The sequence below is a fragment of the Rahnella sp. CJA17(1/100) genome, from assembly GCF_963881615.1.
GTDB classification, from domain to species: Bacteria; Pseudomonadota; Gammaproteobacteria; order Enterobacterales; family Enterobacteriaceae; genus Rahnella; species Rahnella aceris.
In genome coordinates this window covers 55894-70203 of record NZ_CAWOJA010000013.1, presented here as the reverse complement: position 1 = coordinate 70203, position 14310 = coordinate 55894, and the positions used below count along the sequence as shown (strand labels likewise).

Below are 14310 nucleotides of genomic sequence, written 5' to 3'. Positions count from 1 at the left end.
TCTGGCTCTGGGTGGTACCGTCCTGATTGATTTGCTGACGCGAGGATTTGCTGCCGAACGTCACGCCCAGTCCGCCGCCGCTGAACATGCCGCTGGTTTTGGTCTCACTCAGGCGATAACTGGATTGCTCCTCTGTAGCGGCGGTAATGCTGAGGTCTTTCCCCGCTTTCAGCGTCACATCCCCGTCACCGACCACGGACGAGCCTTTCACCGTCAGGTCCTGCCCGGCAACAACGGAGACTTTATTGCCACTCAGCTGCGAGGCTTTTTCGGTAGTGGCATAGTCCTCTGCGACTGTGTGCGTGGTCGTGCCGGAGAACAGGTGTTTCTTGGTTTTCGTCTTCTCGTCGTAGCTGTATTCGCTTTCCTGCGCGGTGGTGATATTCACGTCGCGACCGGCGTTCAGGGCCAGGTCGCCGGTGGCCTGTACTTGCGCGGCCTGTGTCGTAATGTCACGCCCGGCGGCAATCGTGGTGCTCCCGCCGCTGACAATCGCCGTTCCTTCCTGCCCCACATTTTCACGGATACTCACGCTTTTGCTGCCGTGTGTTTCGCTGTAGGTGCTGGTCTGTTGCGCGTTCAGGTTGACGTCGCGGCCGGCGCTAAGTGAGGCGTTGAGGTCAGCGGTGAGTTGCGCCGCCTGCGAGTTAAGGTCGCGCCCGGCGCTGAGCGTCAGGTCGCCGCCGCTGCTCACCACCGTGCGGGTGGCGTTGTTGCTGTCAGTCTGATTTTTGCCGCTGGTCTGATGGCTGCTCTTGTCCATCGTGTCGAGGTTGATGTCGTTGACTGCCGCAAGCTTAGCGTCGCCTTTGGCGGTGACGGCGCTGCCCGCCACGGTCAGGTCGTTGCCTGCGCTGGCCGATAAATTACCGCCCGCGCTGACCGTGCTGGCCTGGCTGTCGGTGGTCTGTGTACTGCTTTTCGCCGTGGCTTTGCTGGTGCTGAGCGCGTTGCCGGTGATGCTGATGTCGTTCAGCGCCACCAGTTGCAGGTCACTGCCCGCCGTGAGCCGGGCGCCGGTGTTGTTGATGTCGTGACCGGCGGTAAGCGAAAGCCCGTCGGTGGCCGAGATACCGGCCACGTCGCCGGTCTGGGTCTGGCTGAAGGTCAGCTGAGACGTTTTGCTTTTGCTGGTGGTCGGCGCGGCCGTCCACTGCTGCGCCTGCGTGACGTTATTGATATCGCCGCTGACCGAGGCCAGTGCCACGGTCTGTCCGCTAATCGAAGAACCGATATTATTGATATCGCCCAGCGCGCTCAGTTGCAGGCTGCCGTTAGAGGCAATCAGCCCGGCGTTAAGGTTATCCAGCGAGCTGCTGCTTTTTGCCGCCAGTTGCGTCTGGGCCTGCAGGGTACTGCCCGCGTTGACGATATGCCCGGCGTCGAGATTGACGGTGTTCCCGGAAATCACGCTGCCGGTCACTGCATGGGTGTCGTTGGCAGAAAGATAGAGTTTAGGGGCCAGAACCGTCTGGCCGTTGACGGTGGTTTTTTCCCACCAGACGATGCTTTTGGTCAGCGCCGCGACCTGTTCCGGCGACAGGCTGACGCCCAGTTGCAGGCCCAGACCAGCCTGCTGTTCGGCGGCGTTGTCGATCAGATACTGCATCTGCGCGAGGTCTGACCCTGTGCCGCCGACGTAGCGCTGTCCGGTCTGACTGAGTACGGCGTTATCGACATAACGGGTATCGAAGGCGGCATCGCCGAGGAATTTGTAGTCGTAATCCGGCGTCAGCTTCAGCCGGTCCATAAAGTAGGCCGAGCCGAGGAATTTGCTCTCGTCGGTATAGACGGGTGCCGTTTCAATGCGCGGGTTGGACGGCGTGCCAGGCTGAACCGCAGGATGGACAACCTGACCTGCCACCGGCGTTGCAGAGAAGGCCGCAGAGGTCAGGCCGGTGCCACCCGGGGTGGCCTGTTTGCCCACGGCAGATATCGCAGACGTCGGTCGCGCAAGGTAATCGTTCAGCGCATTGAACAGTGACGGATCGGTTTTACCGATCCCGCCAAGTTGCGGGTTGGTGGTGATCAGATACGGGCTGGAAGGATCCTGACTCGCCACAAACAAACCGTTATTGCCGGTCGGCAGCGGGTAATCCGTCAGTGCAGCGCCCTGATTGCCAATCTGCTTTAACGCATCGGTGACGGAATTGTTCCACTGTACCGAGCCGACGGTCAGGTTTTGTGCGGATGCCAGTTGTTTGCTTTGCGAACCGCTGACCTGTTGCAGGCCCGACGTGCCGTTCAGAGACGGGGCGCTTATCGCATGGGATAAACCGCCTGCGTTAGCGGAGGTCGTGGTATTGCTGATATTATTGCTGAAACTGGCGTTAACTGCCCCACCGGCCTGAATGACGGAGCGGAGACCTTCGCCGGTGCTGACATTCTCATAAGTCGGTGCTTCAGAGAGGTTGTAGGTCACGGTTGAATCGACGCTGTCCCCACGCCCGACGGTCGACTGGGTGGAATCGGAAGTTGTAGCAAACGTTTTTTTATAATCCTTGCTATCAGGATTATCAGACCCCAGTGTGCCGGTATAGGTGTAGGTAAGATATTTGTTCTGAATACCATTTTCATAGGACTGGTTATTCAGATTCACACCAGACAGTGAGATATTCTTACCCGCCAGAATATTACTGCCGACATTGTCCAGAGTGCTGGCTGCAATATTGATATTGTTGTTAGCGGCAATACGTCCGGCACCTCCGCTGGCCGTCGCCGTCACGGTTGATGTGCCCTCCAGGAACTCTTTAACTGATCCTTTTTGGTTGGGTGCCAGATAGCTGGTTGTTATGCTCCAGCGCTCACCATTACTGCCGCTTCCGCCGTTGTTATAATTGAACGTTGACAGGTAAGTACCCAGTTCATCATCATCCAAATCCCCCAGACGCACCTTGATCGAACTGGCACCGCCGGATGCCGGGCTGTCTGCCGCCGCCTGATAAGAACTCGACGTGCTCAACCCGTCCCGCTGATTCAGCAGATGGCCGGTATTGATGGTGATATCGCCGTTAGTAGTCTCAATATCCCCCGACGTGTTGACCACTTCGCTGTTGGCGTTGCCCGCCGCGTCCCGCTGCAGCCACAGGCTGTTGCCCGCCAGAATATCGCCGTAGTTATTGTGAATACTGTCGGCCAGCAACTGCATGTTGTTACCGGCGTACAGCAGCGCGCTGTTCGTCAGTTGGCCGCCAGCGGACATCACCACGTTGCCAGCCCCGCCGACAAAGCCGCTGTTGTTAAGTACGCCACGGCTGGCCAGGCGGATATCCCCGCCGGACTGCACGCTGCCGCTGCCGTTGAGCTGGATGTTGCTGGCGTCCACGCCCACCGTACCGCCGCCACCGCGCAACTGACCGCTGTTGGTAAAGTTGCCGGTCGAACTGAGCTGGATGCCGTTGCCCTGCAGGGTGCCGAGCACGTTCAGGTCGCCCTGCGTGCTGAGGTTGAGGTTCTGCCCCGCTGCCAGCGTGCCGGTCTGGGTGAAGCCCGAACCGAGTTGCAGCGTCATATCCCCCAGCGCCAGCAGGCTGCCCGCCTGATTCAGCACCGGTGTCACCAGCGTCAGGTTGCCTGCGCTGTAAAGTCTGCCGCCCGCCTGGTTGTCGGCGTTCTGAACGTTAAGCCCCAGTGACTGGCTGCCCAATACTGTGCCGGTGTTATGCAGTTCGTTACCGGTAAGCGTCAGCCGGTCGCCCTGAAGCTGGCCCTGATTGGTCATCTGCGTGACGTTCAGTGCGCTGTCGCCCTGTCCGGTCAGCGTACCGCTGTTGTTGAGCGTGCCGCCGGTCATGGTGAGGCCCTGTGCCTGCAGCGTGCCGCTGTTGGTCAGCACCGGTGCAGACACTGTCAGCCTGCCGCCGGTCAGTAAGGTGCCCTGGTTGTTGAGATTACCGGTGAGGGTCAGATGAGTGACGCCGTCGCCCTGCATCTGGCCCTGATTGAGCAGCGTCTGTGCGCCCAAATCTAACGTCCCCTGACTGCGTACGGTGCCGCCGCTCAGGTTGGTGATGCCGTTTTGTACCGTACCCTGCAGGCTTTGCTGGCCCTGTAACTGCCCGGTGTTGCTAATACTGTTGGTGGTGAGCGTCAGGTTACCGGCCTGAAGAGTGCCGCTGTTAGCAATATTCCCGGCGTTCAGCGTGGCGGTGCCGCCGCTGAGTAATGTGCCGCCCTGCTGAACCTGAAGTTGCCCGCTGAGCGTGGCCGCAAGCGCGCTGACACCGCTGATGCCGCCGCTGCTGGTCAGCGCACCGCCGGTCAGGGTGAGATTATCCGCCGACCAGTTCCCCTGATTATTCAGGTTCGCCGCCTGCAAAATAGCCAGACCGGTTGAGATGATTTTGCCCTGCGCCTGCGTGTTGAGCGCACCGGTAAGAGTAAGCTCCGCGCGTGAGGCGGTCTGGATCGCGCCGTTAAGATCTAACTGACCGCCGTGTAAATCGGCGCTGTCGGCCTGCCAGTTGCCGTTGTTGGTGACGTGCGCGGCGGTGACGGTGAGTGCGCCCTGCGTCAGCATCTTGCCGGACGTGGCGTTGGTTAAATCCTGCTGCAGTTGCGCCGTCAGGCCCTTCAGGCCAATCAGGTTGCCGCTGTTGTCCGCGTTGTTCGCCGTAAGCGCCAGCGTGTCGCCCTGTATCTGCCCTGTGTTGCTGACGTGGTCAGCCGTCACCGTGGCGGTTTTATCGCTGAGCAACTGGCCACTGTTTTCCAGCGTGGCGGCGTTCACCGTGACGTTACCGGATGAGAGCAGGCTGCCGCCGTTATTGAGGTCACCCTGCATCTGCGCGTTCAGGCCATTCGTGCCTAATGCCGTGCCGCCGTTGGTCAGGCTGTTGCCGGTCAGAGTAAGCTGGCTGCCCTGTAGCCTGCCCTGATTTTGGGTATCGCCTGCCTGCACACCCAGCGTGCCGCCGGACAATACCTGCCCCTGCGCACCGTTGGTTAAGGTAGTGGCGGTGAGCGTGGTACCGCCGTTGCCCTGCATCAGCCCGTTGTTGCTGATACCTGTAGCATTCACGCCGACCGTTTGTGCCAGAAGCTGGCCGTTGTTGGTCACAACCGGTGCCGTCACGGTCAGGCCGTTACCCGCAGATATCACGCCGGTGCCCTGATTGGTCAGACTGCCGGTGACATTCACGCCGACGTTACCGCCCGACACGTTGCCCTGATTGACCAGCGTCTGGCCTTCCAGCGTCATCTGGTTCTGCGCAGACAGGCTGCCTTGCTGCTGCAACGTACCGGCTTTCACATGCAGGCCGTCGTCGGCGGTGATGGCACCGCTGTTGGTCAGCGAGGTGACCGTGATATCAACATTGTCCGCACCCAGCGCCGCGCCGTTGGTCAGCGTACCGGCCTGAACCGTCAGCGTGCCCGGTGTCACCAGTTTCCCGGCCAGATCGGCTTTTTCAGACGCACTGATCCCCAGCGCGTTTTTACCCTGCGTCTGCGAGCCGTTGCCGGTGGTGAGCTGTTGCGTGGTCAGCGCCGCGTTACCATCTGCGGAGAGAAAACCCTTTAAGTTCGCGGTATCCGCACTGAGGTTCACATCGCCCTGGCTGGACTGTACCGATCCGGCGCGGGTGGTCAGCGCGGTGGCGTTAAGTGTTGCACCCTGCGTGCCGGTCAGCGTGCCGCCCAGATCTGCCTGGGCGGTGTTGAGCGTCAACTGACCATCAGCCAGTAAGGTTGCCGCATCACCATTGGTCACGCCATCCCGCACGGTCAGCGCTAAGTCGCTGCGGGTGCCGGTCAGCCCCTGATTATTGAGCTGATTCAGGGTCAGCGTCTGGTCACCGCCGGACTGCGCCGTGCCGTTGTTATTGAAGGTGTCGCCGTCAAGCTGCTGCGTGCCGAGGGACTGCAGCAGGCCGTTACTGGTCAGGGTGCCGAAGCTGAACTGCCCGTTGCGGTTGGCGGCCAGCGTGCCGCCGTTGCTGAAATCGTGTGCGGTAAAGTTCAGGTCACGCCCGGCAATCAGGCTGCCGGACCACTGGCCGTCGCTGGCAACCGTGGCCTGCACGTCATTTTGCGCCGAGGTTTTACCGCCCTGCGCGGCATTCAGCCGGTCAGCGGTGATCGAAAGAGTATTGCCCGCGCTGGTGGTGCCGTTGAGCTGCTGCTGGCGGGCGGATAACTGCATATCTCCCGTGGAGGCCAGCGAACCGGTGCCGGACACCTGCAATGTGCCGCCACCGGCTTTCAGCGTGTTGCCGTCGAGCGCACCGGCCAGCATGGCGCTGCCGGTTGCCGTCAGGGATAAATCTTTATCGCTGTGAACGGAACCCAGCGCCCCGACGGACAGATCCGTAGCGTTCAGGCCCACGTTGCCGGTGGTCGACAGCTGGCCGTTGAGCGCCTGCTGCGCAGCATTGAGCTGAATATCCCCGAGGCTGGTGATCAGCGAATTTTTCCCGGCGTTCAGGGAAGTGCTGTTGAGCGTCAGGCCATTTTTGCCGGTCAGTGTACCGTCCACGTTCATCTGACCGCCGCCGATGTTCAGCCGGTCACCGGCAAACAGCGAGCCTTGTTCACCTACGGTCATCTGGTCAGCAACCTGTAAACCCAGCCCCTGCTGCGAACCGATCAGCCCCTGATTACTGAGGGTATTGGCAGTGATATCTTGCGCGCCGCCGGACTGCATTTTGCCGCTGTTGTTCAGTTCGCTGGCGTTCAGGGTCTGTGTGTCCTGCGCCTGGATCAGCCCGCCGTTGGTCAGTTTTTGCGTGGTTAGCTGCGTGTTGCCGCTGGCGGCCAGCGTGCCGTTGTTGGTCATGTCGCCCGCACTGATGCCCAGATTGCCGCCCGCCGTCAGGCTGCCGTTCCACACACCGTTATTGCCCGCCTCCGCCTGCACATTCCCGACGGCGTAAAGCTTAGCGCTGCTGGCCGAACTCAGTGAGCCGCTGCTGAGCCGCAGGTTTTGTCCGGCGCGGACGTTACCGCCGAGCATCGCACTGCCCTGCACGCCGATATCCGCATCATTACCGGACTGAATCTGCGACCCTGCGAGGGTGGAAAGCTGTCCGAAACGCCCGGTCAGTTGGTTGTCAGTCGACAGCAATCCGCCAAGCTGCGTCTCTCCGGCGGTGAGGGTCAGGGCTCCGCTGGCCTGCACCACCCCGCTGTTATCCAGCGTTGTCGCCTGAAGATCTTGCGTCCCCTGTGCCTGCAGCGTGCCGGTATTGGTCAGCCGCTGCGTGGTGATACGGGCGTTTCCGTTTGCGGCGATCAGCCCGTTATTGGTCAGATCCCCGGCGTTCAGTTGGAGATCTTTCCCCGCCGTCAGCTTGCCCTGCCACAGGCTGCCATTACCGGCGGTAGTATGAATATTGCCTGCCGCAGACACCTGCGCGGTATTGCCTGAATTGAGCTGGTCAGCGGCCAGCGTCATATTGCCGCCGCTGGTCACCTGACTCCCCTGAACGGCCAGTTGTCCCTGACTGTTGAGCACCATATCGCTGCCCGACTGCTGGGTGCCGTTAAGGGCGATGGCCTGCGCATTCGCCGTCAGCTTGCCGGTGGCGGTCGCATTACTCAGCGTCAGCCTGCCGCTGGCATCAATCTGCATATCGCCGACCGAGGCGTTCAGGTTGCCGAGGTTGACCCCCACACCTTTGTCGCTGGAAACCAGATGAATGCGGTTGGCGTACATACCGCCGAGTGCGCCGGTGTCAATCGCCACCGCCGGTACGCTTGCGCCGGATATCGGCGTGGCATTGCCCTGCGCATCGACGTGATTGGCACCTAAGGTGACGTTAAGGTCTCTGGCATACAGCCCGGCGTTAATCTGCGCGGCGCGGGAAATCAGTGAAAAAGAATCGCTCGTGCGGGCATCCAGCCCCTGACCTTCAACCGTAATCGCACCCTGCGTGACCTCGAGGGATTGCAGCGAACCGTCCGCGTTCAGCACCGGCCTGCCGGTGGTCAGCGTGGCGTTCGGGGTATTGAGGAAGCCGCAGCCGTTACAGGTGATGCCGTAGGGGTTGGCGACCATGACGTTCGCCGCTTTACCGGCGACTTCCATGTAACCATTAAGCTGTGAAGGGTTCGCTGACACCACTTCGTTAATGATGCCCTTCGCTTCCTGACCTGCCGTAAGATTGGGGTTGTTCTGGATCAGCCCGCCCAGCTGAGTCTGGGTCAGTTTGCCGGTGGCGTTGTTGAGAATGAGGCCCTGCTGGCCGACGTTGAAATCGTTATATTTGTTATGCGAAATCCCGGCCTGATTCGGGGTGGCGATGTTCACCACCGGCACGCCGTTACCCGCCTGATCGGTGCGGGTGTTGCCTTCGGCTACCGTGATACCCGCCGCAAATGCGGGCATCACCGGTTGCCAGATCAGCCATCCCATCAGCCCGTAGGCCAGCGCTTTACGCCATAACGCGACCGGTTGCTCTGTGATCGATTTCATCGCCGAATTCCTTCTCTCTTATGTAGAGGTACAACGCTAAAGTGCAAAGCCGATGCGGTAGTAGACCGTGACGCGATCCGGTGCCAGTGAGTACGGATAGCTCAACGGCCAGCCGACGGTAAACTGGCTGGAGAAATGTGCGTTGGTACTGGCAAGCCCGACCGCCGCGCCCCACAGAGTGCCGGACGCATTGGTGTCGTGATTGCTGCGTTGCAGGTAGCCGCCATCGAGGGCCGTTACGCTGCTGATTTGTCCGAGCCCCGGCATGGCGAACAGTTGAGTGTCCAGCTCATTACGCCAGTAGCCGCCGTTGTCGCCGGAGAGGTATTGCTCCTTGAACCCCCGCACCGAGCTTTCGCCCCCAATCGTCAGACGCTCGCTGCCGTAAAGACGGTCATCGCCCCACTGGCCGTAGGCGCTGGTCAGCCAGGTAATGCGTTGGGTGACAGGCCGGTAATAGCTGGTGGACAGCGTCCATTTGGAGAACTCCGCGCGCGGGGCATCCGAATTTTTATCTTCATCGCTTTCGCCGCCAAACCACGGCACGCCACGGCTGAACGCCGGGTTAAGCGTGGCGTATCCGCCCCACAGTTTCTGGCTGTGATTGATACCGGCGGTCCAGCTGGTCAGGCTGCGGGTGCTGCTTTCCAGCGGGGCGTCGTTGAGATAATTTCGGTTGAGGCGGTGCGTCAGCCCGAGGCTGGCGGCGGTTTTCATGTCGCCGTTGCGAAACAGTACGCGGGAAAGGGTGAAGCGGTGCGCCTGGCTGTCGCCGGTGGAGCGCCACAGATAGCCCTGCGATTCAATCGTGCTCAGGTAGTCGCTGTAGCTGTAGTTGTAATCGAACAGCCAGTAGCCGTAAGGCAGATTAACGCCCGCCTGCACGCTTTTCGCGTCGTGGTCGCTTGCGCCGTCGCTGCTGCGTGACGCGCTGACAAACCACTGGTCCGCCAGCCCGAGCAGGTTATTACCCGTCAGCGAGCCGCTGACCTGTCCGGTGCCGGTGCTTTTTTGCCCTGAGTTATCAAAACCGGCGCTGGCCTGCAGGGGAAACTCAGGCTTTGAGGTGAGGTTGACGATGGAGTATCCCGGCTGGCTGCCGGGCTGGATTTCAATCTGCACCGGCGTTTTGCGCAGCCGGTTAATCTGCTCCATCCCCTGCTCGATATCGCGCAGGTTAAGGATGTTGCCGGTCAGCCCCGGAAACGCCATCGCCAGCATTGCGCCGCGCTGGTTTTCCATTTTGATGGCTTCGAGTTTGCCTTCCATCACTGTCAGGCTGAGCGTGCCGGAAGACAAATCCTGTTCAGTGAGAAACGCGCGGCTGGTGATATAGCCCTGGCCGATATACCAGTCGGAGACCTGTTTCACCAGGGCATTAATCTGGCCAATGCCGAGGCACTGTTGCAGATAGGGTTGAGTGAGTTTTTGCCGGATGCGCGCGGGCATATGGTCTGCGCCGCTGAGGGTAATGTCGTGAATATCGAAGCACGGGCCGCCGGAGTGTACGGGAGTTTGCGGAGCGGGTGTTATCGGTGTGCTGCGCTCCAGTTCCTGACGCTGTTGCTGGTTCTGCTGCAGAAGTTGCCGCTGCTGCTGTTCGATACTGTCGCGGTCGGCGGGGCTGAGCGGCGCGGCCTGCACGGCAAAAGCAACCAGTAAGTATAACGACGCTAAAAGTCTAACTTTCCGGTGTTTGAAATGTCGAAAACGATTAACAAGGCTTATGATTTCCATATCCGGGCGTTTTCTCTCGCCGACTTGCTGCCCTTTCCGCTCTCAATCTTGCGCGTCAGGTGCCGCTACAGCGTTGAAGTATTGTTTAACATTCAACACATATCGGCTGAGGAATGATCCACCTTTAGCAATTAACGGGCTAATGACATTGCAAAATATGTAAAAAGAGAGTCATGGGAAAGATTAATAAATATGCCAATCCAAGTGTTTTTTAGAGAATTACACCAAGTAATTTCCGCAAAATTACCTAAATAAGATGAATGCTGCTGAATAGCAGCCCTACTAAAACATTATTTTAGAAATATTTAGAAATAAACCGGCTTAGTGAACGCATACCTCTTTTTTGTATCCCCTTTAGCTGTTCCGGCTCCGCATTCGGCTAACAGCCCTACTCGTCCGTTAATGGGCTGATGGTGCAATAGCGTTGATGTAGCAGGTAATATTCCTTTAAACAGTGCTGAACTGAGTTATGCACCAATAGATGCGTTGCATGTTGAACCTCGGATTCTGAACACATTGGTCAAAAATCGAAAATGCAGGCTTTCATGCTCATGATTTTAAAAATCTTTTTCTCGATTAGGTATTTCTTACCAGACTTAGTTGGGGCATTCCACATCGCGGGGCAAGGAATACCTATCCATTATCGATATCCTGCCCACATCGATCGGCGATAACGATCGAAATCCAATTATCGATCTATCAAAACGATTATCTTTCCAACAACCTGTCTGGTTATCCTTGGATTTCATTGGTGGCTGTAAAAAGCTTTGAATCACAGCGTATTACCGCTGTGGGGCTTGCTACGTCATCACTGCAGGGGGTCAGAAACTAATCGTCCCTCAGGTAATTCCTTAGCATCAGATTAGTACGCCAACACCAGGCCACCTTGCTCGAACGATGCAGCCGCGAAGAGATGAACATGAAAAGATGCACCCGATGTAATAAAAAAAGAAACTTCATCGAACGGTTATTCGCACTGGATAAAGAGCTCTGCGAGGAATGCATATATGACATTCAATTGGAAATTCGAGAAAGAAGAGAAATCCCAGTCCAAAGGCACAATGATTAAATGGCGCTCATTCAGCAAGACCGGCAGGCCGTAATCGAGGTCAGCGTCATCATTCCTGTCTATAACGCGGCAGAGACCATCAGTCACCTCATCAGCAAGATCCTTAGGGAAACCCGTGTCGCTATTGAACTCATTATCGTTAACGACGGTTCCACTGATGGTACCGGCAATCTTATCCGGGATATCTGCGACAACCGGCTCATCCTCATTGAGCAGGAAAATCAGGGCGTCTACGCTGCTCGAAATGCCGCACTGGATATCCATCGTGGCGAATGGGTGATCTTCCTCGATGCGGACGATGACGTTGAAGACGGATTCATCTTTGCACGCTGGCAGACCGCACTGGCAACTCAGGCTGATGTGGTGATCTTCAATGCCTGGCGCACGGGTTCAGGAACTTCCAGAACGCCCGTACACACCAGGCAACCTTACGGACAATCCTTATCCGGACATGAGTGGATACGCCACTGCGTGACGCACCGGGAATGGCCGCACTACCTGTGGCTGCAGATTGTCAGGTCATCCTACGTTAGAGACAACGCGCTGCATTTTCAGACAGGTAAAAGTCACAAAGATATTCTCTGGACCGTGAACCTGGCGATAGGTAATGCTCGGTTTTATTTGCCGGACATCAAAGACTATACCTACAGGATCAATGCCGCCTCGATCACCCATCGTCCTGACTACTATGATGTCCGTGCACACAGCTATATCGATGTGATTGCTGAAATAATTCGCCTGGCGGAGCTGAAGTCAAATAAAGCGGTTCGTTTATTTCTGTATCGTCATGCGCTCCGGGAGACCCGTCATTTTTTGGGGTTGTACCGTAATCATGCGTATGACCAATCTGGGCTTAAAGTGACGTTCAGGCACAGGATATCTAAGGTCAGTCTGGCTCGCGGGATAAGCAGTATCAGCGATGGTGTTTTCCTGTTGAAATTAATTCTTACGCTTCTTTAATTGGCCGACTCGTGGTCCCTGAACGGAATGAGACCCCACATCTGGTTAGGTTACAAACTAAGCAGTAGAGAAAACGCTTGTTACCGGTTCGCAAACTCAACCTCTTTTTCTAGAATCGCCTTCCTGAAAATACCTCATTCCGGTAGAAATTCTCCGCCCTCACGGCGGGTCCTTTTCATAATCCTCAGTGCTTACATTACCAGGGATCAGTGTGGTGCCCGGTCTCCGCACGAATGGGGGAAATGGTCGACTAATCTCAATTCTAAAATTTTTTGTATAGTCCCTGACCATTTCATTGATATTTTGTACGGGAAGTGTAAATTTATGAAAATAAGTAATACGTAAAGGGATGTTTTTGCGTTCCATACATAAGGACATGTTGTGATTTACCCTGCTACTCTAACGCGTCGCCGCCCATATTTTGCCCTGCTGGCGTTATGGTCATTGCCTTTGTTTGCCGCCCCCGAGATCCCTGCCCCCCTGATTAACTCAGCGGTGCCAAATGTTGCGGGGAATAACCCTGAACGTGCCCTGACCGCCGGTGACCGGCAGCTTATTCATCAGCAGGAACAACAGCGGGCATTAGAGCAACGCCTGACCCCCAACGCACCTGACGTTCGCCTTTCTCCGCCTTCTGGCAGTTTTGGTCGCATCATTTTCCCGCAGGAAACTCCGTGCTTTACAATTTCGCAGGTCACGCTTTCTGGCACAGACACCCTGCCACACTGGTTGCCGTTACAGCACATCAGTAATCAGGCCCTGGGCCACTGTCTGGGCGGGAAAGGCATTAACCTGCTGATGAGCACGTTGCAAAACCGCCTGGTGGATCACGGCTACATCACTACCCGCGTGCTGGCTCCGCAGCAGGATCTCAACAGTGGCGAACTTAAACTGGTCGTGGTACCGGGTAAAGTCCGCCAGGTAAAACTGACACCGGACACGGGAGATTGCAGAAACCCGCATTCGTTACGGTGTGCAGCGGATCCATATCCTGCTGCGGCGCGAGGGGTGGCTGGTTAACAACAAGAAAACTCATCGGATTTACTGTCTGGAAGGGCTGAACCTGCAGTCAAAACGCCCGCGCCGGCACGTGACGGCCAGGCACAGGTGCATCCGCCCGGCTTTGACCGCTGTGGATCAGTGCTGGAGCAGGGATTTCGTTGCTGATAATCTGTTCAACGGACGCCGGATCCGTGCCCTGACTGTAGTCGATAATTTTAGTCGTGAATGCGTGGCGATCGAGGTAGGACAGGAGCTTCGCGGTGACGATGTGGTCGCCGCGATGGAACGGATCAGGCAGACACAGCAGCGTGTACCACAGCGGCTACAGACGAACAACGGCAGCGAATTCATCTCGAAAACGCTGGATCGCTGGGCGTATGAAAACCGGGAAACGATGGACGTCTCACGCCCCGGGAAGCCCACAGATAACGCCCTGGTTGAGTCATTTAACGGCAGCCTGCGTGATGAATGTCTGAACGTGCACTGGTTCCTGTCACTGGAAGAGCACTGGCGGCAGGAATATAACCAGTACCGGCCACATTCCTCGTTAAATAACCAGACTCCGGCAGAATTTATCCGAAGCCTGCAAACAGGCCCGGCTCTCTGATTTATCCTGGCACCGATATTGGGAAGAGATCAACAGGCCGGAATCTCTGATTTTTCCTGGTACCGATATTGGGAAAGGATCAACACATAGATTCAAGTTAAATTTACTATATTATTTCGACATAAACCCCCTCCCGAGAATACCAACACCTTGCATCTAATATATAAAGGAGATTAAAATAGACTCTAAAATAAAAATCAGAACTCTACCTATAAATAAAATACAATTTCTCTTCGATTCACAACGACTTAAGGGAAAATAAAATTTGCAATAAAAAATGGCCATGTTGACTATGCAAAAACAGTTCTTATCGGCAGCACTGAAGAGAACATTAGTTATTTATGGGAAAATATTTTCTCCATTACCCACAAAAACCCACTACACATAGTAATGTAAAGTAATTATGTTCTACTAGTTCACCTTAAAAAAGCACTTAAATGCCCTGTTATAAAACACTCATCTAGGCCTTTCATTTTCGCAAAAAAAAGGAGTATGATTTTAGTAAATAAACTAGTTACGATG

General features: G+C 56.7%; 3 protein-coding genes and 2 pseudogenes. 3 read left to right on the top strand and 2 right to left on the bottom strand.

The window, feature by feature from the left end; all coding sequences use genetic code 11:
• Together AACU55_RS09450 and AACU55_RS09445 are read right to left on the bottom strand one after the other, a co-directional pair.
• A partial coding sequence (locus AACU55_RS09450) for a two-partner secretion domain-containing protein (RefSeq protein WP_134706888.1) occupies positions 1–8413 on the bottom strand: 8413 nt, incomplete at its 3' end.
• 36 nt (positions 8414–8449) lie between these two features.
• Positions 8450–10150, bottom strand: a complete 1701-nt coding sequence (locus tag AACU55_RS09445; protein WP_240785688.1) for a ShlB/FhaC/HecB family hemolysin secretion/activation protein — start codon at positions 10148–10150, stop codon at positions 8450–8452.
• Between the two features lie 1069 nt (positions 10151–11219).
• Here AACU55_RS09445 and AACU55_RS09440 point away from each other — a divergent pair.
• The 3 genes and pseudogenes from AACU55_RS09440 to AACU55_RS09430 all read left to right on the top strand — a co-directional run.
• On the top strand, positions 11220–12179 hold the full coding sequence (locus AACU55_RS09440; protein WP_134706887.1) for a glycosyltransferase: 960 nt from the start codon (positions 11220–11222) through the stop codon (positions 12177–12179).
• Between the two features lie 495 nt (positions 12180–12674).
• A pseudogene (locus AACU55_RS09435) lies at positions 12675–13124 on the top strand (POTRA domain-containing protein); the annotation flags it as partial.
• A pseudogene (locus AACU55_RS09430) lies at positions 13114–13788 on the top strand (IS3 family transposase); the annotation flags it as partial. The pseudogenes AACU55_RS09435 and AACU55_RS09430, both read left to right, overlap by 11 nt.
• Between the last annotated feature and the right edge of the window lie 522 nt (positions 13789–14310).